The organism is Mameliella sp. CS4 (assembly GCF_019392335.1).
GTDB lineage: Bacteria > Pseudomonadota > Alphaproteobacteria > Rhodobacterales > Rhodobacteraceae > Antarctobacter.
On sequence record NZ_JAHXRQ010000008.1, the window covers coordinates 109,935 to 136,321 of the forward strand.

Sequence of the window (26,387 nt, forward strand, 5' to 3'; positions counted from 1 at the left end):
CATGAAATTCTTCGTGGACACAGCCAATATCGACGACATCAAGGAGCTGAACGACTACGGACTCTTGGATGGCGTGACGACGAACCCCTCGCTGATTGCCAAATCCGGGCGTGACTTCAAGGAGGTCATCGCGGAGATCTGCAAGGTCGTGGAAGGCCCTGTTTCGGCCGAGGTCGCGGCGATGGATTTCGACGGGATGGTCGCCGAGGGCGAGCACCTGGCAAAGATCGCCGACAACGTGGTCATCAAGCTGCCGCTGACGCTGGACGGGCTGAAAGCCTGCCGCCATTTCTCGGGCAAGGGCATCAAGACGAATGTCACGCTCTGCTTTGCCGCCAACCAGGCGCTGCTGGCGGCAAAGGCGGGCGCGACCTATATCTCGCCCTTCGTCGGGCGTCTGGATGATCTGAACATCGACGGGATGGAGCTGATCCACGAGATCCGCACCATCTTTGACAATTACGGGTTCACGACGGAAATCCTCGCCGCCTCGATCCGGTCGGCCAACCATGTCAAGGAGGCCGCCATCGCGGGCGCGGACGTGGCGACGATCCCGCCGGGTGTCATCAAGGGACTTGCGGCCCATGCCTTGACCGACAAGGGCCTGGACCAGTTCGCCAAGGATTGGGCCGCGACCGGTCAGTCGATCCTTTGAGGCGCAGGGCGGGTCCGGTTGCGCCGTCGCGTCGGACCCGCCTATCCCTCGAGCAGGGCCTTGGCCGTGCGCTCGTCGGTGATGAGACCGGACAGGCGCCCGCTCTTCAGGATGGCGCGGATCGCCGCCACCTTTTCCGGGCCGCCGGCAAGGGCGATGATGCGGTCATCCCGGGTTTCATCCAAGGACACGGCCAGCGTCCGCGAGGTCAGCGGCGTTTCCAGCGCCTTGCCCTCGGGGTCAAAGAAATGGCCCAGCATTTCGCCCACGCCGCCCGCCTCGGATATGGCCTCGATCTCGCTGGGTTCGATCATGCCCGAGGTGACAAGCTGGGTTTCCGCCTCGACCGTGCCGACGCCGACGATCTTGAGCGGTGCGGTCTCGGCCAGCTGAAAGACCTCGGCCACGCCGCGTTGCGCCAGCAGAACCTCGCGGTCCTCGGTGGTGTTGGCGAAAAAGGGCACCGGCATGACATAGGCCCGCGCCCCGGTCTTTTCGGCCAGGAGGTGCATCACGTCATGCGGGTTGGCCGCAAAGTTCCGGGTCAACCCGCCCAGGAGTGAGACAAAGCTCAACCCGTTGGTGTGGAAACGGGGCATGGCGCGCACTGCCTCGGCCAGGGTGCGGCCGTGGCCGATGCCGATGGTCAGTTCCTCGCCGCTCTCCAGCCAGCGGCGCAGGCGCGAGGCACCGGCGATCCCCAGCGTGCGCAGGGGCAGGCCCTCTTCGTCCAGGTCCGGGGCGACTTCGCAGGTGTCCAGCCCGTAGCGCAGGCATAGCGCCTGTTCCAGTTCGATGCATTCGATGATCTCGCCTTCGATGCTGACCTTGACGGCGCCCTCGGCCACCGCGCGGGCGATCAGGCGATGCGCCTTGACCGATTGGACGCCCAGCCGCTTGGCCACCTCGGCCTGCCGCAGGCCGCCGACATAGTGCAGCCACGCGGCGCGGATCGACAAGGAATGCTCGGCATCGCCCGACATCCGATCTTTGGCCATCTCCTGTCCTCCACACTCCGGCGCCTAGCGCGCCCGCTCCATGATCCCGGTCAGCGCCGCGGCGTCCAGGGGAACGGGGTTGGCTTTCATCGACGAAGAGCTGGCCGCCATCCGGGCGGCCTCGGCCCTTTGTTCCCCGTTCACGCCCTGCGCGTCCAGTCCGGGCAGACCGGCCTGCCGCGACCAATCGGCCAGCGTGGCAAAGGCCCGCGCGGGGTCTGTATCCAGAACCCGGCCCAGGTCATCGCGCAGGTCGGCAAGGCGGCGGGCGGTGTCGCCTGTCGCCCGAGCCGCGTTTTCCTCCAGCACATGCGGCAGCAGGATGCCGCAGATCGCCCCGTGCGCCGCGCCGGACAGGCCGCCCAGCGGACCGGCAAGGCCGTGCACAGCCCCCAGTCCCGCATTGGCCAGCGCAAGACCGCCGCACAGGCTGGTCCATGCGATCTGGTCGCGCGCGTCGGGGTCCTCTTGCTGCATCAGTGTCACCAGCGCTGCCAGACCCGAGGCAATCGCCGGGCGGCACAGCGCATCGGTCATCGGGTTGGCGCGGGTGCAGACATAGGGTTCGATCACCTGTGTCACCGCATCCAGCCCCGAGGCGAGGGTCACGCCGCGCGGGCAGCCATCTGTCAGCGAGGGATCGACTATCGCCATCCAGGGCAACATGCGCGCGTCCCGCAGGCTGACCTTGCGCTGGGCGTCGGGCACGGCGATCACCGCGTTGCGGGTGACTTCGGCGCCGGTTCCGGAGGTGGTCGGAATGGCGGCGAAGGGAAGGGGAGCAGCGTCCAGAGGAAGGCCCTTGCCGACCACCTCCAGATGGTCCAGCACCGGACGTGAGTCGGGGACGAGGGCGGCAATGGCCTTGCCAGCGTCGATGACAGCACCACCGCCCAGGGCGATGACCACTTGCGCCCCGCTGGTCCGGGCTGTGGCCACGCCAGCCTCGATCATCGCCAGGTCCGGCTCTGCCGCGACGCCAAAGCGTTCGACGGCACAGCCCTCGGCCTCAAGCGCGTCGGACAGCCAGTCGGCCCGCGCCGCGGTGCCGCCTTGCACCAGCAGAATGCGCTGTCCGCCTGCGGCCAGGTCGGGCACTGCCCGCCGGGCCTCTCCACGGCCAAAGCGGATTTCCGTGGCCGTGGCAAAGGAGAAGGCGGGCAGGGACATGGCTCAGACCTCCAGCTTGGCAATCATCAGGACCGCATCCGCCGCCTCGGCGCCCTTCTTGACGAAATGGTCGCGGAAGAACCCGATATGTTCCTCGGTCGGCTGGAAATGATGCGGCGTCAGCGAGACCGAGAAGGTCGGGACGCCGGTCTCCAGTTGCGCGGTCATCAGCCCGTCGACCACGGCCTGCGCGACAAAGTCATGGCGGTAGAGCCCGCCATCGACAACCAGCGCGGCGCAGACCACGGCGTCATACTTGCCGCTCTGGCCCAGCTTCTTGGCCAAGAGCGGCATCTCGAAGGCGCCGGGCACGTCGAAGGGCGTGACCGTGGCGGGCGCCCCGGCCTCTCCGATGCGTTGTTCGAACCCGGTCAGCGCCTGGTCGACGATATCGGCGTGCCAACGGGCCTTGATGAAGGCGATGTTCAGTGTTTCAGACATGGAACCATCCTTTGCGTTTCACAAATGGTCCCAAGGCGATGCCATCCGCGCAGGCCGGATGGCCCGTCGGCTGGTTCTCTTCCATCCGGACTATTACCGTCGGCCCCGGAATTTCACCGGTGTCTGCTGGACCCTTCCGGGTGTTTCCGAAAGGCGCTCGCGGGCTATCACCGCCGGTGGGGAATTGCACCCCGCCCTGAGAACGCGGCAAGGTTTGGCGGCAAGCGGCGGAAAAGGCAAGCAGCTTTGCGACAGGTGCGCGATATCTGCGACCCCGGTCAGACATTCAGGTCGTTTGCCCCGCTGTCGATATGCGGCGCCCAGAAGGCCACGCTTTCGGCGATCTGGGGGATCACCTGGCGGTCGTTGGGGTCGCGCTCCTTGAACGACAGCTCAAGGCAGATCTCGTTGTCGACGGCGCCGCCCTCGGCAAAGGCGGCCAGCAGCGGATCGGGATGGATCGCGCCCTTGGCGTTGAATTCGGCGGTGAACGGGCGGTGGCCAGACTTGTCCATCATCGACTGCTTGATGTGGATGATCGGGCTGACCTTGGGCACCGCACGCGCCCAGGCATAGGGATCGGTGTCATCGGGATTGGGCGAGGTCACGTCGCCGTGGTCGATATCGGCCATCATCCACATCGGGACGGCCATCTTGGCGGCGCTCAGCCGGTCCTGCAGCCTGATGCACTCGGCGATGGTTTCGCCGAACTCGCGGCCCACGCTCATCGGCTCCCAGAAGACATAGTCGAGCCCGGCGCCCTGGGCGTGCTCGGCGACCTCGGCCCAGCAGTCGATGGCGATCCGCAAAAGGTCCTCGCGCCGCGCGGGGTCGTCGTAATCCTTGAACGTGAAGATCGCGAATTGCGTCCCGACCGATGTGCCGCCCAGGTCACCGATGATGTCGGCGAAAGTCTTGAACCAGTCGACATAGTACCGGCGCACGTCCCGGTCCGGGTGGCCAAAGTGGTTGAGCCGCCCGTAGGGCCCGGTCATGCCGCTGGTCACCCGGGCGCCTGTCCGCGACAGCGCCGCGCCCATCTGCCGGGTCAGCCGCCGGATCACCGGCGCGGGCCAGCTGGGGTTGATGAACTCATGCGTCAGCTGGATGTCGCGGATCCGGATATCGCGCGCGATGGTGTCGATCAGGTCGTCCGGCTCGGCAAAGCGGTTCACCAGCGGGTTGGTGTTCAGCGAAAGGGTCAGGCCCATGTCACGCGGCCTCCTGCCGGGCATCGAACCAGGCGGCAAAGGCTGCCTGTTCCGCCTCGGTCATGTGCAGGCGATGCTTGGTGCGCCGCCACAGGATGTCCTCTGCGGTCTGCGCCCATTCGTGGGTCACCAGGTAGGTCACTTCGGCCTCGTAAAGCTGGCCGCCAAAGTGCTGTCCCAACCCCTCCAGCGAGGTTGCATCGCCGGCGATCTGGCGGACCCGGCTGCCGTAGCAGCGCCCGTAGTGGCGGCGCAGTTCGCGCGGCATCCAAGGGTATTCCCGCTTCATCGTGTTGCGGAACTGCTCGTAGTCGGCATTTATCAGGTCGCCGCCGGGCAGGGGGGCATTTTCGGTCCAGTCCCTGCCCATCCTGGGAAAGAACTTTTCGATCTTGTGCATCCCGCGCTCTGCCAGTTCGCGGAAAGTGGTGATCTTGCCGCCAAAGATGTTCAGGAGCGGCGCGCCGCCGGTCTCGTCCACGTCAAAGACATAGTCGCGGGTCACCGCCGAGGGGTTGCCCTGTCCGTCATCAAACAGGGGCCGCACGCCGGAAAAGGTGGTTTCCACGTCGTCGCGTGTCAGCTCTTCCTTGAAGTAGCGATTCACGGCGTCGATCAGGTACTGCACCTCGCTCTCGTCGGCGGTCACGTCCTCGGCCCGGCCGTCATAGGCGATGTCGGTTGTCCCGATTAGCGCCTTGTCACGTTCGTAGGGGTTGATGAAGATCACGCGCTTGTCGTGGTTCTGGACCAGGTAGGCATTCTCACCCTTCCAGAACTTGGGCACGATGATGTGGCTGCCCTTGACCAGCCGTACGTTCCGCGCACTGTTTGACCCTGCCACCCGCGTCACCACGTCCGTCACCCAGGGACCGGCGGCATTGACCAGCAGCTTGGCCTCGAATTCCCGCGTCTCGCCGGTGACGGAGTTTTTCGTCGTCACCCGCCAGGTGCCGTTTTCACGCCGCGCCGAGACGCAGGGTGAGCGAGTCAGGACCTCTGCCCCGCGTTCCGCCGCATCGACGGCGTTCAGCACCACGAGCCGCGCATCGTCCACCCAGCAGTCCGAGTATTCGAAGCCGCGTGTATACTTGTCCTTGATCGCGGCCCCCTCGGGGTCGCGGCGCAGATCCAGTGTCCGGGTGCCCGGCAGCTTCTTGCGTCCGCCAAGGTGGTCGTACAGGAACAGCCCCAGCCGGACCAGCCAGGCGGGGCGGTCCTGGGGGCTGTGCGGCAGGACAAAGCGCATCGGCCAGATAATGTGCGGCGCGTTCTTCATCAGCACTTCGCGTTCGATCAATGCCTCGCGCACAAGCCGGAATTCGTAGTATTCGAGGTAGCGCAGACCACCGTGGACCAGCTTGCCCGACCGGGACGAGGTGCCCTCGGCCAGGTCGTCCTTTTCGCAGAGCACGACGCTCAGGCCCCGGCCGGCGGCGTCGCGGGCAATGCCCGCGCCGTTGATGCCGCCGCCGATCACGAAGAGGTCGACCTTGGAAATATCTGTCATCTCTCAAGCTCCTTCAGCCGCACGCGCCGCGGCCAGCCCATCCCATACGGGGGCAAGGCCGTCGCGCGCCTGGCGGTAGGTGGTGAACAGGGTGTCGTAGACAGGCACGAGGCCCGGATCGGGCGCCTCGGGCTGGCCCAGCAGGGGTGTTGTCCATTGCGCGATGCAGGCGTCCATGTCGGCATGGGCGCCGATCGCGACGGCGGCCATCATGGCACAGCCGGCGGCGCCGGCCTCCTCGCGCATGGAAACGCGGACAGGGGTATTCAGCGAGGCCGCAAGGACACGGCGCAGGGCGGCAGAGCGCGCCGCGCCGCCGGTCAGGCGCAGTTCGCGGGGCATGTCCCCCATCGCGGTATAGCAATCCCGGGCCGCCATCCCGAGGCCCTCGACCACGGCACGGATCACGTCCGGAAAGCGATGCGCGGCGTTCAGCCCGACAAGGCTTGCCCGCGCATCGGCATTGACGAAGGGGCCGCGCTCTCCGGCCTCGGAGATATAGGGGTGATAGACCAGCGCCCCGGGCTGTGACCGCTCCATCCAGCCGTCGATACGGCCGACGAGGTCGGCATGTGAGGGGGCTTTGCCGAACTCGCCGATCAGCTCCTCGGCCAGGGCCAAAGCCCAGTCGATGTTCAGCGTCGCGGCCATGTTGGTCTGCACCTGGGTGACCATGTCCGGCACCGGCAAGCAGATCACATAGCCCGTGCCCTCGGCGTTCAGGTGGACCTGGTCCGAGGTCACGGCGCGCATGTGCACGCCGGTCGACCCGACCGTCGAGCAGGCCGCTCCGGCGTCGCCCGTGTGCACGCCCGCGCCAAGGGCGGTCATGACCATGTCGACATACCCCAGCGAAACCGGCGTTCCCGCGAGCAGCCCGGTGGCCTCTGCCGCCTCTGGCGTCAGGGGACGGGTTTCCTGCGCACCGTCGATGATCTCCGGCAGGAGGTGTCGGCGCGCCTGCAGCCCGAGGGCAGAGATCACCGTGTCGCTGTAGCGCCGGTTGCGGAAGTCGCCGAAGGTAAAGCTCGCCTCCGAAGGATCGGTCGCGCGCACGCCGGTCAGGTTGAGGAACAGCCAGTCCTTGCAGTGCAGGGCCACCTCGGCCTGGTCCAGAAGCTCTGGGCAGGTGGCGGCCATATGCGCGAGTTGGCTGCCCTGCTGGCAGGTGTTCAGCCCGGTTCCCGTCGCCTCGAACCGCGCGCGCTCACCCGTGCCAGCCGATAGCCGGCGGACCGTGGGCGCTGCTCGCGCATCCAGCCAGAGCCAGGCGTCGCTGACCGCCGCGTTGCCCTTGCCTGCCAGCCATGTGCCGTCGCCCTGACCCGTCAGGGCGAGCGCGGCGGTCCGCTGGGCCAGCCCCGGCATCTTGTCTGCCAGTCCACGCAGGGCGGTGGCGCAATCGGCCCATGTCTGCGGCAGGGACTGGGTGGCAGAGCCATCGGTGCCCATCGTGTACCTGTTGCGCACCGATGATGCGGCCAGCTGGCGGCCCGAAAGATCGAAGGCGACGGCCTTGATCACGGAGGTGCCCGCATCGACGCCGATGATCACGTCAGACGAATCGGACATCAGCGCCTCCCTTTTCATTGTCGGTCACCTCGGCCTCCCCCTTGTGACGCTTGTGTTTTCCTGCCTCCGGGGCAGGTTCGCGCCGCGCGTGTTCAGAGTGCTCTTTCCCCTGTCCGCACTGCGTCCGGTTGCATTTGGTGTAACACAAAGAATCTCGACGTAGTGATTTTTTTTGCAGACAACGTAATTTTTTTCACTTATGGTTGGCGCAAACAGTCGCGGTGGTTTCACGGTGACGAATCGTCGGCCCATCCAGGGAATTGAGGAGTTCCGGGCGCGGCGAAAGGGGAGGAATAAAGCAACTTCAGATGGTTGCCATTCCCAGCACAAATAGTGTCCTGCCGTGCGGCAGGAAGAAACGGAACAGCCCGGTCCGCCGGGAGGAATCGCAAGAGGGGGCACGCCCGACATGGCAACCACCGGCACAGCATCTGCCAGCGCCAGCAAGGCCACGCGCAGGAATGTAATCACCGCTATCGCGGGGGTTGTGTTGCTGGGCGCGATCGCGCTCGACACGAAGGTCGTGAGCATCGGCGGCGAAGAAGACCTGCGGCAACAGGCCTTTGACCCGGATCGCTTTGGCGTCGGCGAATTTCCCCGCATCCGCGATGTCGTGACCGGTCGCGCCCCCGAGGCCGCCGACCTGGCCCGCGAACTGGCCGAGGACAAGAAGGCGGCAACGGCGGCCTATGGCACGATGGCGGGGGCCTTCCCGGTCATGACGGTCAAATTCACTGGCACCGTGGGCGAGGGCAAATCCGGCATCTTCAACATCGACGTGCCGGATATGCCGGAAGGTACCAAGATCCGCGTTCAGACCGGCCCGGCGATCAACGGGACAGAGCTGCGCGACATCGTCGGCGACATCGAGTTCGGCGCTTTCAAGAACCAGATCGAGTACCAGGACGCGGGCGCAGGCATCAACCGGGCGATGTCGGCGGATGTGTTGGCCGACCTCGACCGCGACACGCTGCAGGGCAAGACAATCTCTGTGACCGGCGCTTTCACCATGATCAACCCGAAGAACTGGCTGGTGACCCCTGTCGCGCTTGAGGTGCAGTGATGAAGGTTCCCGTGCATGACGAAACGCCGACCACCACGCCCGACAAGGTGGAGGTGGTTCTGGCCGCGCGCGACGTCACCAAGAGCTTTGGCGCGGTCCACGCGCTGAAGGGGGTGAATTTCGATGTTCACCGCGGCCAGGTGACGACGCTCTTTGGTGAAAACGGCGCGGGCAAGTCCACGTTGATGAAGATCCTGTCCGGCGTGCATATGCCCACGACCGGCGAACTGATGCTGGACGGGGCACCGGTCGAGATCCGGTCAACCGTCGAGGCGCGCGAACTGGGGATTTCCATCATCCACCAGGAACTGTCGCTCGCGCCCAATATGAACGTGCGCGACAACATCTTTCTGGGACGTGAGATCATGGGGCCGCGCGGTGTGAACTTCGCCGAGGAAGAGCGCCAGTGCCGCATCCTGATGGAAGAACTGGAAGAGGATATCGACCCGCTGACCCCGGTCGAGGACCTGCGCCTGGGACAACAGCAGATCGTCGAGATTGCGCGAGCGCTTTCGGTCAATTCGCGCATTCTCATCATGGACGAGCCGACCTCGGCCTTGTCGGCGGCCGAAGTCGAGGTGCTGTTCAAGGTCATCCATGACCTCAAGGCGCGGGGCGTTTCTATCGTCTACATCTCGCACCACCTTGAAGAGGCGTTGACCATCACCGACCATGCGGTCGTGCTGCGCGACGGTGTCATGACGGCCTATGCCCCCCGCGCGGAAATCGACCTGGAGTGGATCGTCCGCAACATGGTGGGCGAGAATTTTGACCTCGGCTCGCCGCCGACGGGGTATGACTTTGGCGACACCGCCTTGTCGATCGAGGGCCTCAGCGTGCCCGCACCGGGCGGGTCCGGCTATTCGGTCGTGGACCGCCTGTCGCTGAACGTGCGTCAGGGCGAGATCGTCTGCATCTACGGGCTGATGGGGGCCGGGCGCACCGAGCTGATGGAATGCGTGGCGGGCCGCCTGCCGGCTTCGGGCGGAACGGTCCGCCTGCACGGGCGTGACCTGGCGGGGATGACCATTGCCCAGCGGATCGAGGCGGGCCTTGTGCTGACGCCCGAGGATCGCCAGCGTGACGGACTGGTGCAGACCATGACCGTCGGCCAGAACCTCTCGCTGGCATCGATCGGGGCCTTTACCCGGCGCCTGCTGACGTCGAAGGCCGATGAGCAGGAGATCATCGAACGGTCCATCCGCGAGGTCACGATCAAGACCGACGGCGGCGGCGCGGCCATCGGCTCGCTGTCCGGCGGAAACCAGCAGAAAGTCGTAATCGGCAAGATGCTGGCCACCAAACCGTCGGTCGTGCTGCTGGACGAACCCAGCCGCGGCATCGACATCGGCGCCAAGGCAGAGGTGTTCCGCCTGCTGTCCGAGGGCGCGAAAGACGGGCTGGCTGTGGTCTATTCCACCTCCGAGGTCAGCGAATGCCTGTCCATCGCGCATCGCATCATCGTCATGCACAAGGGCAAGATCTCTGCCACCTTCGGGCCGGACGCCACCAAGGAACAGATCATGGCCGCCTCTGGTGAGGTAGACCTGCAGCAAAGCCTGACGGCCGCCTTCGGGCTGGACCATTGCGAGGTCGTCACCGACCTGCACCAGGAAGACCTGGCGCTTGGCCCGCTTGGCGCGGCGGGGGGCAGCTTCCTGGCCTCCGTCATCGCTAAGGGCAAGGTTGGTGTCATCGGGGTTGGGCACGGCCGGACGTTGTTGTCCTGCGTCGAGAACCTGCCCCCGCAATCGGCGCCGAACCTGCGGGTCGTCTCGCTGATGGGGGCGTTGACCACCGGCGCGGACATGAACCCGCACGCGGTCGTCACCCGCCTGGCTGACAAGACCGGGGCCGAGGCGGCCTCGATGCCCGTTCCCTTTATCGCCAATTCCACCGCGGATCGCGACGTGCTGCTGGGCCAGAAGGCCGCGCAGAGGGCCGCCGACCTGGCCGCGCAGGCCGATCTGATGATCGTTGGCATCGGCACCACCGGGGCGCAGGCGGAACTGGTCACGACGGGCATGATCGAGCAGGCGGAAATGGCGGGCATCGCCGAGGCCGGCGGCGTCGGAGAGATGCTGGGCCATTTCTTTGACAAGCGGGGCAAACCCGTGGGCAGCGAGATTACCGACCGCATCCTGACTCAGCCGCTGGACCGGTTGAAAGGCCGCCGCATCGTTGCCGTGGCCGGGGGCGAAATCAAGATCCACGCGATCAAGGCCGTGCTCGAAAGCGGCTTGCTCAGCGGGTTGATCATCGACGAACACACAGCCCGGGCAATTGTCGACATGGACAAACCCGACACGGCGCAGCACTGAACTGGAGATCGCCGACATGACCGATGTCACCACCAACAAGAAGCAGGGGTCCGGCGGGCTGGTCGCCTCGATCTTTGGCGAGAATGCCAACCTCGTTCAGATCCTGCTGGAAGGCCGTGCCTTCTTTGCGCTGATCGCGATCATCATCATCTTTTCGATCCTGTCGCCGAACTACGCGACCGTCTCGAACTTTCTCATCATGGCCAACCATGTCGCCATTTTCGGGCTGTTGTCCGTCGGCATGATGCTGGTGATCCTGAATGGCGGGATCGACCTGTCGGTCGGCTCTGTCCTGGGCCTGACCGGGGTTTTCGCCGGGTTCCTGATGCAAGGGGTCGAGCTGGAAGCGGCCGGGGTGATCCTCTACCCGCCGGTCTGGGCCGTCGTGGTCCTGACGCTGGGCCTGGGCGCCTTCGTCGGCGCGGTCAACGGCGTGCTGGTTGCCTATTTCCGGGTGCCGGCCTTCGTGGCCACGCTGGGCTCGCTCTACGTGGCGCGCGGTGTCGCGCTGCTGATGACCAACGGCCTGACCTTCAACAACCTGTCCGGCAACGAGAGCCTGGGCAACACCGGCTTTGACTGGCTGGGCTTCAACCGCATCGGCGGCGTGCCGATCGGGGTCATCATCCTGGCCGTGGTCGCCATCGCTGCCGGTCTGATGTTGTCGCGCACAGCCTTTGGCCGCTGGCTGTATTCCTCGGGTGGCAACGAACGCGCCGCCGAACTGTCTGGCGTGCCGGTCAAGAAGGTGCAGATCACCGTCTACGTCCTGTCGGGCATGTGTGCCGCCATCGCGGGCCTGGTTCTCAGCTCGCAGCTGACCTCAGCCGGCCCCACCGCGGGCACCACCTACGAACTGACGGCCATCGCTGCGGTCGTGGTGGGCGGCGCCAGCCTGATGGGCGGGCGGGGCACCGTGCGCGGCACGCTGCTGGGCGCCTTCGTCATCGGCTTCCTGTCGGACGGCCTCGTGATCATCGGCGTGTCGTCCTACTGGCAGACCGTCTTTACCGGCGCGGTCATCGTCCTCGCCGTGATGCTGAACTCCATCCAATACGGGGGCAAGGCCAAGAAAGGCTAGGCCCGCCCCAACCCAAATTTCGCGGTTTCTCGGGCAAGAGGAGACCCGACGCGAAGTCCCGCCGGACCACCGGCAACAACCAACCCAAGGGAGAGAATTCTCATGATCAAGTTCACCAAACGCGCCCTGCTGGCCGCCGCCGCTTCGCTGCCCCTGATGGCAGGCTCGGCCTGGGCCGAGGGCCTGATCTCCATCATCGTGACCGACCCGGCGAACCCCTACTGGTTCACCGAAGGCGAGGTCGCCAAGGCAACCGCAGAGGAACTGGGCTACGAGGCCACCGTTGCGGCGCACAAGGGCGACACCAACGTGGAATCCAACCTGATCGACGCGGCCATCACCAATGGCGCCAAGGCGATCATCCTTGACCCGGCCAACGCGGACGGCTCTGTCGGCGTGGTGCGCAAGGCGACCGAGGCCGGCATCCCGGTCTTCCTCGTGAATGCCGAGATCAACGAATCCGGTATCGCCATCGCGCAGCTGGTTTCGAACAACGCCCAGGGTGCCGCGCTGGGCGCCGTGGCCTGGCAGGAGCTGGTCGGTGACGAGGCCAAGTATGTCGAATTCTTCGGCAACCCGGCCGACAACAACGCCGCCACCCGCTCGAACGGGTACAACACCGTGCTGAGCCAGTATCCGGGTCTTGAGAAGGTCGCGCAGGAAGTGGCCAACTGGGACCGGACCCAAGGCTATACCAAGATGCAGTCGATCATCCAGGCGAACCCGGTCATCGACGCTGTCATCTCGGGCAACGACGAAATGGCGCTGGGGGCCATCGTCGCGCTGAAGGAAGCCGGCAAGCTTGAAGGCACCATCGTCGGCGGTTTCGACGGGTCGCCCGATGCGGTCGAAGCGGTACGCGCGGGCGAAATGGCCTATACCGTGCTGCAGCCGGTCGCCGTCTTCGCGCGTGAGGCCGTGATCCAGGCGGATTACTACATCAAGAACGGCGAGCCGAAAGTGGCCCAGGAAAAGCAGCTGTTCGACTGCGCCCTGATCACCCCGGACAATGTCGACAAGTACACCGCGCCCTTCACTCTTTCCGAGTGATCCCGGCCCGGGACTGACCAAGGGGGCGCGCCTTCGGGCGCGCCCTTTTTTGTGCGGGGATGGTCAACACGGGCCGCGGGGATGTCCCGCGGCCCGGCCTGTTCGCAGAGGGGGTGGATCAGAGATCGCCGACCGGGGTTTCCATGATGTCGGGCCACTTGGCGAAGGCGCCGGAGATCACGTTTTCGCGGTCTTCCAGGTACTTCTCGAAGATGGCCTTGTTGACGAAGAGATACAGTTTGCCGTCGAAGATGTCGGCATAGCGCACGTCGCCGTCCAGTTTCTTGCCGACGTAGACGCCGAAGGCGCAGAAGCCGCCGAACTGGGGAAGCATCGCTGCCGGATCGGCGTCGAAGGCGGCCTTGGTCTCGGCATTGGCAAAGTAGTAGTCGACGCCGTCGTGCTCCGAGGTGAATTCCGCGTCACCGATTTCAGGCGCGTCGGCCTCAAACATCGACACCGGGTCAAAGCCGTGCATGCCCAGCGGGTTGCCGGTCAGGGTCAGGCCGTTCGACACGTTGTATTCGTCGGCGGCAAAGGCGGCCGAGGCAAGCGCGATCAGAGATGCGGAAACGGCGGCGGCAAAGGTCAGTTTGGTCATGGTCTTGGTCCTTGTTTTCAGGGAGTTTTCAGGGGGGGAAGTGTGCTGCGCCGCTTACGCGCCGCGAGCGATGCGGGTCACAGCGTCGTCTGTCCACCAGACGCCGTTGGCAACCATTCGGAAATTGATGATGGCGGCGAGGTAGCCGTCGCCCTCGGGCACCTTGGCCCCGGCGGTGGCGTCCCGCACCACGGCGACCTCGTAACCCAGTTCCAAGAGCTCGTAGAGATGGGCCTGGGTGCAGAGATTGGCCGACATGCCGGCAAGAATGACCTTGTCGATGCCGCGCTTGCGCAGCTGCAGGTTCAGATCGTTCTGTGCCGGGCCATAGACCTTGTGAGGCGAACAGACGATGGTTTCGCCGTCCTCGATGTACTTCTTGTACTGCGGCATCCAGTCGGCACCGGAGCCTTCGAACCCGTCCAGCGACAGGGCGTCGGGGCGGTCGAACATGCCGATGGCGTGCATGGTCTTTTCCAGCGTGCCTTCGAACTGCCACTTGTGGTCATGCGGATAGTAATAGTGGGGCGAGATGAAGACTGGCATGCCGGCGGCCTTGGCGGCGGCAAAGAGGCGCTCGATGTTGTCGACGGTGCCCTGTTCGGTCACGCTTTCGCCCACGACGCCCCAGGTCACGCCGTCCTCGGACAGAAAGTCGATCTGCGGGTCTGTCACCACCAACGCGGTGCGGCCGGGCGTGATCTCCATGTCGATCTGCGGCAGGCCGGGATCGGCCGGGTCGGCATAAAGCGCGCGGGCGTCCGGCGTGGCGGCATGGGCCGCCGAGCCGGCGATGGCAGCGGCGCCCGTGGCGGCAGCGCCCGCCAACAGGCGGCGGCGTGCGGTGTCCACCTGTTCAGGCGTGACGTTGCAACCGCAGTTCTCGTGATCGTCGTGTTTCATGGTCTCTCTCCTTTGGGTCAGAGCGGGGTGGGGACAGCGCGGCTGCGCTGCCAGGGCTGCGAAAGCGGGTGCGCCGCATGGCGGTGCCGGTCGCGGCCTTTGGTGTGCCGCGTTGGTCCGTGTGTCTTTCGCTGTCCTTGGGGGCCGGGCTGCCGGGAGGGGCAGCGCGGGAATGGGGTCAGTCCACCGCCGGCGGCAGGGTGCAGGTGCAGACCGGCGGGGGCGTCAGGGCTTGCGGGCCGGGCAGCGGGGCAAGGTCCTCGGGAAAAACGCGCGCGGCGTGCGAGTCCGGCTCATCCGCCTCTCGCGGGAGGCGGACCAGGAGTTGCGGATTGGCGGGGGCGTGGCTTTCGGGCGGGCTGCCGGCATAGGCCGGAGCGGACATCATGATCAGCGTGGCGAGGCCGCCGGTGGCCAGGGCTCCGGCCAGTGCCGCGATCAGGAGCGAGACCATCTCGCGCATGCCGCGTATCCAGGGCGCGCTTTGCGGAGCATGTACGATGGTTACGCGGCAATGGCGCGGTGCGTCGGGACCCGGGCGGGCCGGTGCGGAGGTCAGTTCCATGTCTTGGGCCTTTCGTTTTGGCGTTGCCCGGGGCGCTGGCCCCGATTTTCCGTGATGAGGGACGGCGCCTCATCCTGTTGATGTAATGAGATTAAACCGTCCCGGCCCTGACCGTATCGGCCCCGCCTGCCAGCCTTTGGGCAGTCCCTGCCATGACCGCGCCCTGGGGCAGGCGCGGCACGTCGCAAGCCCTGTTGCGATACTGCGCCGGGGCCTGTCCGACCCAGCGCTTGAAGGCACGGCCAAAGGCGCTTTGCTCGGCGAAGCCGGTCAGAAAGGCGACCTCGGCGATGCTGCAGTCGCTGTGCTCCAGCAGGTCGCGGGCCAGTTTGACCTGCACCTCGCGGACCACGTCACGATAGGTGGTGCCTTCGTCCGACAGGCGACGAAAGAAGGTCCGTTCGCTCATCCCCATGTCGCGCGCCAGGGAGGCGGCGCGCGGAATCCCGGTGCTGAGCGCGGTGGACAAGCGGCGGCAGAGGTCCGCGCGCAGGGGCGGTTCCTGTTCCACGGGACCCAATTCCTGATCCAGGTGCCGGGTCAGGAAGTCCGACAGAGCCTCGTCCCCGAGGCGGTTGGGAAGGTCCAGCGACCGAGACGACAGGGCGATGGAATCCCGGTCCGCGCCAAAGATCACGGGGCAGCCGAAATGCGCCTCGTAGCGGGCGGGATCGCCGGAACAGGTATGCCGGAAGGTGACAAATTCCGGTGTCAGCCCGTCACGGACAAAGTCCCGCGCGTTGCGGGCAAAGCCGGCAAGCGCGCATTCGTTGCGCAGCGTCAGTGCCGGGTGATCCTGAGTCCGACCTTCGAGCACCAGCCGCACAGGTGTTTCGCTGGTGTCCAGCCGGTAGACAGCCGTATCCGTAAGCAGGCGAAAGTAGCGTTCCAACCGCACCAGCGAGGCACGCAGAGTCGGCGCGGTCTTGAGCGCGAGGCCCAGAACGCCGAGGTCATCCATTCGGATCGCATCGGCATAGGCAGCCATCAGGGCCACGCGGTCGGGATGGCGCCGTGCGATCCAACAGATGAGGTCGAAAAAACTCTGGTCGTCCAGTTGACCATCGTGGAGTGGCGCCACCCGGTGGACAGCGACCCCGCCGGACAGGATTTCTCCGTTTGCGGTCAGTGTCAGGTTGGCGGCTGCGGTGATGGCGTGGACAAAGGCTGCAGTGACGGTGGGCATGGCAGGCTCCAATTCTTTGCAGGTAAATGAAAACCGCCCCCGGATCATCTCCGGGGGCGGCGTCGGGCGGGTCAGGCCCTGGTGAAACGCTGTTGCTCGAGTTCGGCGATCCGTTCGCGCAGGCGGCGGATTTCCTCGCCGTATTCGGCGTCGGTGCGGCGCACCGGGATGTGCTGGGGGCAGTTCCAGTCGAAGGCCGCCACGTGGATCACGATTGCGCGTTCGGCAACCGGCGCGTCCGGCCGGTTCAGGTGGGCGATCACCGACGGATCTTCGGTGATCCGGGCATGACCCAGCAGCTTGAGCCGCTTGCGCCGCGCGAAGTCCACCGCAAGGATCGAGATGCGGTCATTCCGGCGGAGGTTGCCGGTGCTGATGTACTGCTTGTTCCCGCTGTAATCCGCATAGGCGACGGTCTGCGGGTCGATCACCTTGAGAAATCCGGGCGTGCCGCCGCGAAACTGGACATAGGGCCAGCCGGTCTCGGACACTGTGGCCTGGAACACGCCGTCGCGGGCCTCGATGAAGGCGGCCTCGCGTTCGGTCAGTGCGGCACCATCGTTGCGGTCGGGGGACAGGACGCGCGCGTAAATCTCTGCCGATCCGTGCTGGTGCTGTTCGGCACGCACGGTGGGTGTAAAGGCGATCTGGGCATAGGCATTGGGCATGATCTCTCTCCTCAGAGGCCCAGGTCGGTCAGGCCGGGGTGATCCTGCGGGCGCGGCCCCTGTGGCCAGTGCATCAGGCGTTCGTCTTCTCGGATCGGCAGGTCGTTGATCGAGGCGACGCGTCGCTGCATCCGGCCATCGGCGGCGAACTCCCAGTTCTCGTTGCCGTAGGCGCGAAACCACGCGCCGTTGTCGTCGCGATACTCATAGGCGAAACGCACGGCGATGCGGTTGCCGTCCTGGGCCCAGAGTTCCTTGATCAGGCGATAGTCATGCTCACGCGCCCATTTGCGCGACAGGAAATCGACGATGCGGTCGCGGCCCTGGAAGCGCTCGTCGCGGTTGCGCCATTGGCTGTCGGGCGTATAGGCCAGCGCGACCTTCTCGGGCTGGCGGGTGTTCCAGGCATCCTCGGCCATGCGGACCTTGTGCACTGCGCTGTCTTTGTCGAACGGGGGGATCGGCGGACGGGTCATCTTGGGTTCCTTGGGGATAGGTGGGCGCCCCGGCGGTGGAGGGGGGACAGGGAGTGTGCCGGGACGCCCCGGGGGGACCTGGGGGATCAGGCGGCGGCAGAACTCACGACCGGAAAGTCGATCGGGGTGCCGAAGGCCTCGTTGATGTAGTTGGTCAGCGTGTTCAGCGCGACATGGGCCACGATCTCGACGATCTGTGCGTCACTGTAGCCGGCCAGCTTGACGGCAGAGACCTCGGCCTCGGTCACGTTGCCGCGCGCCTTGACCAGCGACACGGCAAAGCGGACGGCGGCATCTGCCTTGGGGTCGGTCGAGCCACCCCGGCGGTTGGCCGCGATTTCGGCGTCGTCGAGCTTGACCATGTTCTTGCCAATGAAGGCATGGGCGGACAGGCAATAGTCGCAGCCATTCACCTGCGCGACGGCCAGGGCGATACGTTCGCGCGTTGCGGCGGGCAGGTCGCCTTTCGACAGGGCGCCGTTCAGTTCCAGGTAGCCGCCGAGCGCGGCGGGGCTGTTGGCCGTGAGGCGAAACAGGTTGGGCGCGGAGCCGAGCGAAGCCTTGACCGCCTCGAGCAGCGGGCGCGAGGCGATGGGGGCGTCGTCGATGGTGGCCGGAAGGGGGATACGTGTCATGGGATCTCTCTTGGTGTGGTTCATGTGTTCGCGCTTTGTGGCGCCCCTTATAAAACAGACAGGTCTGTATATTTGTCAAACCCCTATCACCGAGCTGTGAACCGGTGGAGTTTATCTTTCACGTTGAAAGATCGCCAAAAAAGCGGGATAAGTATACAGAACTGTCTGATAACAGGAGGGAACGTTTTGAAGTCGCGTCGTGACGACCTTGTCGAAACTGCCCTGAAACTTTTCTACATCCACGGCTTCAACGCGACCGGCATCGACCGCATCCTGGCCGAATCGGGCGTGGCGAAGATGACCCTCTACAAGCACTTCCGGTCGAAAGACGAATTGATCCTCGCCGCCTTGCAGTTGCGCGACGAACGGTTTCGCAACTGGCTTATGGCTGAGATGGAAAAGGCGTCAGCCGATCCCGAAGAGCGGCTCTTGTCGATGTTCTCTGCGCTTGAAACTTGGTTTCTGGGAAAGGCGTTCAAGGGGCTGGGTTTTTCCGGATGCGCCTTTATCAATGCTGCGGGTGAGTTCGGGGACCAGGCCCATCCGGCGCACCGGCTGGCTGCCGAACACAAACGCCGGATCGTAGACTATCTTGCAGAGCTGTGCCGCCAAGCGGAGCTTCCCGAGCCGGAAAAACTGGCCGAGCAACTGGCACTGCTCAAAGAGGGGGCCATTGCCACGGCGCATGTTCGGAACATGCCCGAGGCGGCCCGCACGGCCGAAAAGATGGCCCGCGTCCTTATCGAAAGCGCCAAGGCCGGGGACGGTGGGTCGGCGACATAGGCAAGGCCGCGCCTCTGGACATTTCCATCGAAATTCGGGATCGAACAGGTTGGTTTCGATAGGAAAGTGATATCATGCTCGACAAGTTGGAAATGTTCATCGCATTGGCCCGTGAGGGCCATTTCGGGCGGGCCGCAGAGGGTATGAATATCGCCCAACCGACCTTGTCGGCGGGGATCAAGCAGCTCGAAGAGCAGCTTGGCGTTCAGTTGGTGTATCGCGGGTCGCGATTCGGGGGGCTGACCCCGGAAGGACAGACCGCACTGACATGGGCCAAGCGGATCACCGGTGATGCCCGCCAGTTGCGTGACGAGATGCGGATGAGCCGAAAAGGTCTGGCGGGCGAGGTTCGACTTGCCGTGATCCCCACGGCCCAGTCCTGGGCCGGGCACCTCTGCACGGTTTTCGCCGCCAAGCACCCGAATGTCAGGTTCCGGATCCTGTCGCGCAATTCACGCGAGATCCTGCAATTGCTGGATGATTTCGAGGCGGACGCCGGGATTTCCTATCTCGACAACGAACCCCTGGGCCGGGTCGATACCGCCGAATTGTACGAAGAAAGCTACGTGCTTGTTTGCGCGAAATCGTCTCAATTCGCCGGGCAGGACAGCGTCGAATGGTCTGCCCTGAGCGATGTGCAACTGGCCCTTCTGACGCCCGACATGCAGAACCGGCGGATCATCAACCGCCTCTTCATCAAGAACGGTGTCAGGCCCAGCGCCTGCATCGAAACGAATTCGGTCATCGCGTTGGTGGCCAGCGTGATCGAGGGGCATTGCATAACGGTTCTGCCGGGGGATCTGGCGCGATTCCTGGCAGCGGGGAAGGACATTGCACTGGTCCCACTGCAAGGCGCCGGACGCTACCACAAGGTCGGTTTGATCCTGCCCCACAGGGATCCGCGCACGCCGGTTCTGCAGGCATTATTGAAAGAAGCGCGTAAGATGCCGCCGGTTTGATAGAAAATTCCTATCGACTGACGGAACAGCGTTATTGAAGCGACCCCCTCCGAACGTGCCAGTTGGCGCCAATTCAGGAGGACCACGACATGCCTGCCAGCGCCGATTTCGACGCCGCCGAGCTGCAAACCATCATCGCCGCGCACCAGTCCCTCGAAGGGCCGCTGCTGCCGTTGCTGCATGCCATTCAGGACAGTTTCGGCCATATTCCGGCCGGGGCCCACGCACCGATCTGCGAGGCGCTGAACATCACCCGGGCGGAGCTGCACGGGGTCATCAGCTTTTACCATGACTTCCGCGAGGCGCCCGCAGGCCGCCATGTGCTGAAGATTTGCCGCGCCGAGGCCTGCCAGTCCGTCGGCGGCAGTGAACTGGCCGAGGGCCTGCTGTCGAAACTGGGTTTGGACTGGCACGGGACGACACCCAACGGGGCGGTCACGATCGAGCCTGTCTATTGCCTGGGTCTGTGCGCCTGTGCCCCGGCGGCGATGGTGGATGACCGCGTGGTGGGCCGCGTCGATGCGGCCAGGCTGGACACACTGCTGGCGGAGGCAGGCGCATGAAGATCTACGTTCCGATGGACAGCGCCGCCAAGGCGCTGGGAGCCGAGGATGTGGCTGCCGCCCTGCGCGCGGCAGCACCTGATGCGGAGATCATCCGCACCGGCACACGTGGGATGATCTGGCTGGAACCCCTGGTCGAGGTTGACATCGACGGGGTGCGCCACGGGTTCGGCATGGCGGAACCCTCCGATGCGGCTGCGATCCTTGACGGCACCAGCGCCAAGGCGCTTGGCCCGGTCGAGGAGCTGGACTGGATGAAGCGCCAGACCCGCCTGACCTTTGCCCGCGTCGGCGTGATCGATCCCCTGTCGCTGGACGACTACGAGGCGCATGGCGGGCTGAAGGGCCTGCGCGTTGCGCTCGACCTGTCGGCCCAGCAGATCGTCGACGAGGTGAAGACCTCGGGCCTGCGCGGTCGCGGCGGGGCCGGCTTTCCCACGGGCATCAAGTGGCAGACGGTGCATGACGCCGAAGCGCCGCAGAAATACATCGTCTGCAACGCCGACGAGGGCGACAGCGGCACCTTTGCCGACCGCATGGTGATGGAGGGCGACCCCTTTACCCTGATCGAGGGCATGGCCATTGCCGGGCTGGGGGTTGGCGCGACCAAGGGCTATGTCTACCTCCGCTCCGAATACCCGGACGCTATCGCCGTCATGACCCGCGCGGTGGAACTGGCCCGCGCCGCGGGCGTTCTGGGCAATGACGTGCTGGGCTCTGGCCGGGCTTTCGACATGGAGATCCGCAAGGGCGCGGGCGCCTATGTCTGCGGCGAGGAAACGTCCTTGCTCAACTCGCTCGAAGGCAAGCGTGGCGTGGTGCGGGCCAAGCCGCCGCTTCCGGCGCTGGAGGGCTTTCTTGGCCGCCCGACGGTGGTGAACAATGTCATCAGCCTGGCGACCGTGCCGGTGATCTTCGAGAAGGGGGCCAAACACTACGCCGACTTCGGCCTTGGCCGGTCGCGCGGGACCGTGACCCTGCAGATCGCGGGCAATGTCGCGCGCGGCGGGCTGTTCGAAACCGCCTTTGGGATCTCGCTGGGCGAGGTGGTCAACGACCTCGGCGGCGGCACGGCCTCAGGCCGCCCGGTCAAGGCGGTGCAGGTGGGAGGCCCCTTGGGCGCGTATATGCCGGTGTCGAAATTCGACACGCCCCTGGGATACGAGGAGTTCGACCAGGCGGGCGGGCTGATCGGCCACGCGGGCCTGACCGTCTTCGATGACCGGACCGACATGCTGGGCATGGCGCGCTTTGCGATGGAATTCTGCGCCGTGGAAAGCTGCGGCAAGTGTACCCCTTGCCGGATCGGCGCCGTGCGGGGCGTCGAAACGCTGGACCGGATCGCCGAGGGCGACGCCGCCGCGCTGCCCCTGCTGACCGACCTTTGCGAGACGATGACGGATGGATCGCTTTGCGCGCTGGGGGGCTTTACGCCCTTCCCCGTCATGTCCGCCGTTACCCATTTCCCCGATGATTTCGCCCGCCAGAAGGAGGCCGCCGAATGAAGGACTTTATCCTGCCGACCGACGACCGTGACATGGGCACCCCGGCCCGCCAGGGCGCGCCCGTCACCCTGACCATCGACGGATTCGAGGTCACCGTCCCCGAGGGCACCAGCGTCATGCGCGCCGCCGCCGAGATCGGCATCTCGGTGCCCAAGCTCTGCGCCTCGGACAACCTGGAGGCTTTCGGGTCCTGTCGCCTTTGCGCGGTCGAGATCGAGGGCCGTCGCGGTACGCCGGCCTCCTGCACGACGCCGGTGGCGGCGGGTATGGTCGTGGACACGACCTCGGCCAAGGTCCGCAAGATCCGCAAGGGCGTTATGGAGCTCTATATCTCTGATCACCCGCTGGATTGCCTGACCTGCGCGGCCAACGGCGATTGCGAGCTGCAGGACATGGCCGGGGCCGTCGGCCTGCGCGACGTGCGGTACAAGGCGCCCGAACAGGGCGGGTTTGCCAATCATTTCGAGGCCCGCAACACCAGCGGTGAGGCCAACCCGGAATGGCTGCCCAAGGACGACAGCAACCCCTATTTTACCTACGACCCCTCCAAGTGTATCGTCTGCAACCGCTGCGTTCGCGCCTGCGAAGAGGTGCAGGGCACCTTTGCGCTGACGATCTCGGGGCGCGGGTTCGACAGCCGGGTGTCTGCGGGTGGCGTCGGGGACGATTTCCTGGCGTCGGACTGTGTCAGTTGCGGCGCCTGCGTGCAGGCCTGCCCCACCGCGACCCTGCAGGAAAAATCCGTGATCGAGATGGGCACGCCGGATCGGTCCGTCGTGACCACCTGCGCCTATTGCGGTGTCGGTTGTTCCTTCAAGGCGGAAATGCAGGGCGACGAACTGGTGCGGATGGTGCCCTACAAGCACGGCAAGGCGAACCGGGGGCATAGCTGCGTCAAGGGCCGCTTTGCCTATGGCTATGCCAACCACAAGGACCGCATCCTGAACCCGATGATCCGCGACACGATCGACGAGCCCTGGCGCGAGGTCAGCTGGGATGAGGCGCTGAGCTTTGCCGCTGGCCGCATGCGCGGCCTTCAGGAAAAGCATGGCAAGAAAAGCATCGGTGTCATCACCTCCAGCCGCTGCACCAACGAGGAAACCTACCTGGTGCAGAAGCTGACCCGCGCGGTCTTTGGCAACAACAACACCGACACCTGCGCCCGCGTCTGCCATTCGCCCACCGGCTATGGCCTTCGCCAGACCTTCGGCACCAGCGCCGGCACGCAGGATTTCGACAGTGTCGAACAGACAGACGTGGTCATCGTGATCGGGGCCAACCCCACTGACGGCCACCCGGTCTTTGCCTCACGGCTCAAGAAACGCCTGCGGGCAGGGGCCAAGCTGATCGTCATCGACCCGCGCCGGATCGACCTGGTGAAATCCGCCCATATCGAGGCGGCGCATCACCTGGCGCTGAAACCCGGTACCAACGTTGCCGTGGTCACGGCGCTGGCGCATGTGATCGTGACCGAGGGGCTGATGGATGAAGCGTTCATTCGCACCCGCTGCGACTGGGACGAATTCCAAGTCTACGCCGAATTCGTCAGCGAACCGCGTCACTCGCCCGAGGCGACGGCCCTGCTGACCGGCGTCAAAGCGCAGGACCTGCGGGCCGCCGCGCGGACCTTTGCCCGGGGTGGCAATGGCGCGATCTACTACGGCCTCGGCGTGACCGAGCACAGCCAGGGGTCGACCACCGTCATGGGCATTGCCAACCTCGCCATGCTGACCGGCAATGTCGGGCGGCCCGGCGTGGGTGTGAACCCGCTGCGCGGCCAGAACAATGTGCAGGGCTCCTGCGACATGGGCAGCTTCCCGCATGAACTGCCGGGGTATCGCCATGTGAAACTGCCCGAAGTGCGTGAAGTGTTCGAGACCACCTGGGGTGTCGAGATCGACCCGGAACCCGGCCTGCGTATTCCCAACATGCTGGACGCGGCGGTCGAGGGCACCTTCAAGGGGCTGTACTGCCAGGGCGAGGATATCCTGCAATCGGACCCGGACACCAAACATGTCGCGGCGGGGCTTGCGGCGATGGAATGCGTCATCGTGCATGACCTCTTCCTGAACGAGACGGCCAACTACGCGCATGTCTTCCTGCCGGGGTCGACCTTCCTGGAAAAGGACGGCACCTTTACCAATGCCGAACGCCGCATCAACCGCGTGCGCCGCGTCATGGCGCCCAAGAACGGCTATGCCGACTGGGAGGTGACGCAGCTGCTGGCAAATGCGATGGGGGCGGGCTGGTCCTATACGCATCCCAGCCAGATCATGGAGGAAATCGCCGCCACGACGCCCTCTTTCGCCGGGGTGGACTATGCCCTGCTGGAGGAAAAAGGGTCGGTGCAATGGCCCTGCAACGAGGCGCATCCCGAAGGCACGCCGCTGATGCATGTCGATGAGTTTGTGCGCGGCAAGGGGCGGTTCATCGTCACCGAATACGTTGCCACCGATGAAAAGACCGGCCCGCGTTTCCCGCTCTTGCTGACCACCGGGCGCATCCTGTCCCAGTATAACGTCGGCGCGCAGACCCGGCGCACGGAAAACGTGGTCTGGCACGAGGCCGACGTGCTGGAAATCCACCCGCATGACGCCGAGAACCGTGGCCTCAACGATGGCGACTGGGTGCGGCTGGCCTCGCGCTCGGGGGAAACGACGCTGAAGGCCACAGTGACCGACCGGGTCAGCCCCGGCGTGGTCTATACCACCTTCCACCACCCGGACACGCAGGCCAACGTCATCACCACGGACTATTCTGACTGGGCCACGAACTGCCCGGAATACAAGGTGACGGCGGTGCAGGTCGCGCCCTCGAACGGGCCGACCGATTGGCAAGAGGACTACGCCGCCCAGGCCGAACGGTCGCGCCGTATCCTTCCGGCAGCGGAATGAGCGCGCGCTCTGCAACCGTCAGCGCCTCGGGCCGGTCGCACCAGTCCGAGAGCACGCTGGCGATCCACCGCACACTGCCCGAGGAGGTGCCGGTGGCGCTGGTCTTCAACGGCACCACACAGGCGGTCATGATGGCCAGCCCCTCCGACCTGGCGGATTTCGCCCTCGGCTTTGCCCTGACAGAGGGCATCGTCAGTGACCCCTCGCAGGTCGACGATTTTGAAATCGTCGAACACGCGCAGGGCATCGAGGCACGCTTTCTGCTGGAGGACGGGTGCGCCCGCGCCCTGTCCGAGCGACGGCGCTTCATGGCGGGGCCGGTGGGCTGCGGCCTTTGCGGGATCGACAGCCTGGAGCAGGCGGTGCGTCATGTCCCGCACGTGACCTCTGACCTGCGGTTGACGGTGGCCGAGGTTGCCCGCGCGACCGATGCGTTGCGCCGTCATCAGCGCCTGCATGACATGACCCGCGCCACCCATGCGGCGGGCTTCATGACCTCTGGGCGCAGCGTCTACATGGCGCGCGAGGACGTGGGGCGGCACAACGCGCTGGACAAGCTCATCGGCGCGCTGGCGCATGAGGGGGGCGATGCCTCGCAGGGCGCCGCCGTCATGACCTCGCGCCTGTCGATTGAACTGGTCCAGAAATGCGCGCTGGCCGGAATTCCGGTCCTTGTTGCCGTGTCCGCCCCCACCGGCGCCGCTGTCCGCCTGGCGCAGGAGGCCGGGATCACCCTGGCCGCCTTTGCCCGGGGCGGCGGTTTCGACATCTATTCCCACCCGTACCGCATCACCGAGGAGGCTCCGCATGTCGCCTGACAAGATGATCCGCATGGCGAACCAGATCGCCACGTTTTTCAAGACCCAGCCGAACGAGGACGCCCCCGCGCGCGTCGCGGCGCATATCTCGGATTTCTGGGAGCCGCGCATGCGCGAGCAGTTGCGCAGCCATGTCGCGCAGGGCGGTGACGGGCTGGACGAGGTGGTTGTCCGGGCCGCCGCGCAGATATGACCAATGCCGCGCCCGACGTGGGCAGGCTTGATCTGACGGACAGTCGTGCCGACAAAAGGGGCGCGGCATGACGGGCACCAGCCTCCGCGCAGGGGAACGCGCGCTTGACCTCGGCCCGGCCGGGGACGCGGCGTTGCGCTTCATCGGCACCGTCCGCACACCTTGGCACAACCGGGATACCTGCCCGCGACAAGGGCGGCTGGACGGGCCGGAATGCCGCATCCGCCTGAACCCGGAATGGCAACCGGCGCTGGCAGGGTTGGGGGCGTATGACAGTATCGAGGTCCTCTACTGGCTGGGGCTGGCGCGGCGGGACCTGCTGACCCAGAGCCCAAAGAATGACGGACGGATCTTTGGCACCTTTGCCCTGCGCTCTCCGGGGCGGCCCAACCCCATCGGCACGTCACTGGTAAAACTGTTGCGGATCGAGGGGGCGGACCTCATTGTGCGCGGACTGGATTGTGTCGACGGCACCCCGCTGATCGACCTCAAGCCGGACCGTTGCCTGTTTACGCCCAAGGCGCCGCCGAAGCCGGGCGAGAGTTGACGATTTCGCTTTTCGAAGG

26 protein-coding genes and 1 riboswitch are annotated in these 26,387 nt (G+C 65.5%); of the genes, 13 read left to right on the top strand and 13 right to left on the bottom strand.

Annotated features, from left to right (window positions below):
* Nucleotide 1 precedes the first annotated feature (1 nt).
* Nucleotides 2-655, top strand: coding sequence for a fructose-6-phosphate aldolase (gene fsa / locus KZZ07_RS11945; RefSeq protein ID WP_219514397.1), 654 nt, complete (start codon nucleotides 2-4; stop codon nucleotides 653-655).
* A 41-nt stretch (nucleotides 656-696) separates the two neighbouring features.
* On the opposite strand, the gene KZZ07_RS11950 is transcribed toward fsa, so the two are convergent.
* The 6 genes from KZZ07_RS11950 to KZZ07_RS11975 form a co-directional block, all read right to left on the bottom strand.
* Complete coding sequence (locus tag KZZ07_RS11950) at nucleotides 697-1,653, bottom strand: sugar-binding transcriptional regulator (RefSeq protein WP_219514398.1); 957 nt, start codon at nucleotides 1,651-1,653, stop codon at nucleotides 697-699.
* A 24-nt stretch (nucleotides 1,654-1,677) separates the two neighbouring features.
* Nucleotides 1,678-2,817, bottom strand: a complete 1,140-nt coding sequence (locus KZZ07_RS11955) for an iron-containing alcohol dehydrogenase (RefSeq protein ID WP_370631146.1) — start codon at nucleotides 2,815-2,817, stop codon at nucleotides 1,678-1,680.
* Nucleotides 2,818-2,826: 9 nt separating this feature from the next.
* Nucleotides 2,827-3,264 carry a 6,7-dimethyl-8-ribityllumazine synthase gene (locus KZZ07_RS11960; protein ID WP_219514402.1) on the bottom strand — a complete coding sequence of 146 codons (438 nt, stop codon included), beginning with the start codon at nucleotides 3,262-3,264 and terminating at the stop codon, nucleotides 2,827-2,829.
* A 69-nt stretch (nucleotides 3,265-3,333) separates the two neighbouring features.
* Nucleotides 3,334-3,472: riboswitch (FMN riboswitch) on the bottom strand.
* Between the two features lie 70 nt (nucleotides 3,473-3,542).
* On the bottom strand, nucleotides 3,543-4,475 hold the full coding sequence (locus KZZ07_RS11965; protein ID WP_219514403.1) for a TIM barrel protein: 933 nt from the start codon (nucleotides 4,473-4,475) through the stop codon (nucleotides 3,543-3,545).
* 1 nt (nucleotide 4,476) lies between these two features.
* Nucleotides 4,477-5,985, bottom strand: a complete 1,509-nt coding sequence (locus tag KZZ07_RS11970) for a glycerol-3-phosphate dehydrogenase (protein WP_219514404.1) — start codon at nucleotides 5,983-5,985, stop codon at nucleotides 4,477-4,479.
* Between the two features lie 3 nt (nucleotides 5,986-5,988).
* Nucleotides 5,989-7,557 (bottom strand): FGGY-family carbohydrate kinase, encoded by a 1,569-nt coding sequence (locus KZZ07_RS11975; protein ID WP_219514405.1) that lies wholly within the window; start codon nucleotides 7,555-7,557, stop codon nucleotides 5,989-5,991.
* A 409-nt stretch (nucleotides 7,558-7,966) separates the two neighbouring features.
* On the opposite strand from KZZ07_RS11975, the gene KZZ07_RS11980 reads away from it, so the two are divergent.
* From KZZ07_RS11980 to KZZ07_RS11995, 4 genes are all read left to right on the top strand, one after another.
* Complete coding sequence (locus tag KZZ07_RS11980) at nucleotides 7,967-8,620, top strand: DUF2291 family protein (RefSeq protein ID WP_219514406.1); 654 nt, start codon at nucleotides 7,967-7,969, stop codon at nucleotides 8,618-8,620.
* Complete coding sequence (locus tag KZZ07_RS11985; protein ID WP_219514407.1) at nucleotides 8,620-10,941, top strand: sugar-binding domain-containing protein; 2,322 nt, start codon at nucleotides 8,620-8,622, stop codon at nucleotides 10,939-10,941. Before KZZ07_RS11980 ends, KZZ07_RS11985 begins: the two co-directional genes overlap by 1 nt.
* A gap of 16 nt (nucleotides 10,942-10,957) precedes the next feature.
* Nucleotides 10,958-12,022, top strand: a complete 1,065-nt coding sequence (locus KZZ07_RS11990; protein ID WP_219514408.1) for an ABC transporter permease — start codon at nucleotides 10,958-10,960, stop codon at nucleotides 12,020-12,022.
* A gap of 102 nt (nucleotides 12,023-12,124) precedes the next feature.
* Nucleotides 12,125-13,072, top strand: a complete 948-nt coding sequence (locus tag KZZ07_RS11995) for a D-ribose ABC transporter substrate-binding protein (protein WP_219514410.1) — start codon at nucleotides 12,125-12,127, stop codon at nucleotides 13,070-13,072.
* 118 nt (nucleotides 13,073-13,190) lie between these two features.
* Here the strand turns inward: KZZ07_RS11995 and KZZ07_RS12000 are convergent, their stop codons facing one another.
* The 7 genes from KZZ07_RS12000 to KZZ07_RS12030 form a co-directional block, all read right to left on the bottom strand.
* Nucleotides 13,191-13,673, bottom strand: coding sequence for a YHS domain-containing (seleno)protein (locus KZZ07_RS12000; protein WP_219514412.1), 483 nt, complete (start codon nucleotides 13,671-13,673; stop codon nucleotides 13,191-13,193).
* Nucleotides 13,674-13,727: 54 nt separating this feature from the next.
* The gene (locus tag KZZ07_RS12005; protein WP_219514414.1) at nucleotides 13,728-14,576 is read right to left on the bottom strand and encodes a cysteine hydrolase family protein; all 849 of its coding nucleotides are present in this window, start codon (nucleotides 14,574-14,576) and stop codon (nucleotides 13,728-13,730) included.
* A 178-nt stretch (nucleotides 14,577-14,754) separates the two neighbouring features.
* A complete protein-coding gene (locus KZZ07_RS12010; RefSeq protein ID WP_219514416.1) occupies nucleotides 14,755-15,141 on the bottom strand; it encodes a hypothetical protein in 387 nt (128 codons plus the stop codon).
* A 91-nt stretch (nucleotides 15,142-15,232) separates the two neighbouring features.
* Nucleotides 15,233-16,327, bottom strand: a complete 1,095-nt coding sequence (locus KZZ07_RS12015) for an AraC family transcriptional regulator (protein ID WP_219514418.1) — start codon at nucleotides 16,325-16,327, stop codon at nucleotides 15,233-15,235.
* Nucleotides 16,328-16,398: 71 nt separating this feature from the next.
* Entirely contained in the window at nucleotides 16,399-16,995 is a 597-nt protein-coding gene (locus KZZ07_RS12020) for a pyridoxamine 5'-phosphate oxidase family protein (protein ID WP_219514420.1), read from the bottom strand.
* Between the two features lie 11 nt (nucleotides 16,996-17,006).
* Nucleotides 17,007-17,471, bottom strand: coding sequence for a nuclear transport factor 2 family protein (locus KZZ07_RS12025; RefSeq protein ID WP_219514421.1), 465 nt, complete (start codon nucleotides 17,469-17,471; stop codon nucleotides 17,007-17,009).
* 86 nt (nucleotides 17,472-17,557) lie between these two features.
* Nucleotides 17,558-18,106 carry a carboxymuconolactone decarboxylase family protein gene (locus KZZ07_RS12030; protein ID WP_219514422.1) on the bottom strand — a complete coding sequence of 183 codons (549 nt, stop codon included), beginning with the start codon at nucleotides 18,104-18,106 and terminating at the stop codon, nucleotides 17,558-17,560.
* 186 nt (nucleotides 18,107-18,292) lie between these two features.
* Here KZZ07_RS12030 and KZZ07_RS12035 point away from each other — a divergent pair, with 186 nt between their 5' ends.
* From KZZ07_RS12035 to tsaA, 8 genes are all read left to right on the top strand, one after another.
* A complete protein-coding gene (locus KZZ07_RS12035; RefSeq protein ID WP_219514423.1) occupies nucleotides 18,293-18,889 on the top strand; it encodes a TetR/AcrR family transcriptional regulator in 597 nt (198 codons plus the stop codon).
* 74 nt (nucleotides 18,890-18,963) lie between these two features.
* A complete protein-coding gene (locus KZZ07_RS12040; protein WP_219514424.1) occupies nucleotides 18,964-19,848 on the top strand; it encodes a LysR family transcriptional regulator in 885 nt (294 codons plus the stop codon).
* Nucleotides 19,849-19,937: 89 nt separating this feature from the next.
* Nucleotides 19,938-20,411 carry a formate dehydrogenase subunit gamma gene (locus KZZ07_RS12045; protein WP_219514425.1) on the top strand — a complete coding sequence of 158 codons (474 nt, stop codon included), beginning with the start codon at nucleotides 19,938-19,940 and terminating at the stop codon, nucleotides 20,409-20,411.
* Nucleotides 20,408-21,916 carry an NADH-ubiquinone oxidoreductase-F iron-sulfur binding region domain-containing protein gene (locus KZZ07_RS12050; protein WP_219514426.1) on the top strand — a complete coding sequence of 503 codons (1,509 nt, stop codon included), beginning with the start codon at nucleotides 20,408-20,410 and terminating at the stop codon, nucleotides 21,914-21,916. The genes KZZ07_RS12045 and KZZ07_RS12050 overlap by 4 nt, the downstream gene beginning before the upstream one ends.
* Nucleotides 21,913-24,810: a formate dehydrogenase subunit alpha gene (fdhF, locus tag KZZ07_RS12055; protein ID WP_219514428.1), complete on the top strand. Its 2,898-nt coding sequence runs from the start codon at nucleotides 21,913-21,915 to the stop codon at nucleotides 24,808-24,810. Before KZZ07_RS12050 ends, fdhF begins: the two co-directional genes overlap by 4 nt.
* Nucleotides 24,807-25,628: a formate dehydrogenase accessory sulfurtransferase FdhD gene (gene fdhD / locus KZZ07_RS12060; protein ID WP_219514429.1), complete on the top strand. Its 822-nt coding sequence runs from the start codon at nucleotides 24,807-24,809 to the stop codon at nucleotides 25,626-25,628. Before fdhF ends, fdhD begins: the two co-directional genes overlap by 4 nt.
* Nucleotides 25,618-25,821 (top strand): formate dehydrogenase subunit delta, encoded by a 204-nt coding sequence (locus KZZ07_RS12065; RefSeq protein WP_219514430.1) that lies wholly within the window; start codon nucleotides 25,618-25,620, stop codon nucleotides 25,819-25,821. Before fdhD ends, KZZ07_RS12065 begins: the two co-directional genes overlap by 11 nt.
* Nucleotides 25,822-25,888: 67 nt before the next feature.
* Nucleotides 25,889-26,368 carry a tRNA (N6-threonylcarbamoyladenosine(37)-N6)-methyltransferase TrmO gene (tsaA, locus tag KZZ07_RS12070; RefSeq protein WP_219514431.1) on the top strand — a complete coding sequence of 160 codons (480 nt, stop codon included), beginning with the start codon at nucleotides 25,889-25,891 and terminating at the stop codon, nucleotides 26,366-26,368.
* The last annotated feature ends 19 nt before the right edge of the window (nucleotides 26,369-26,387 follow it).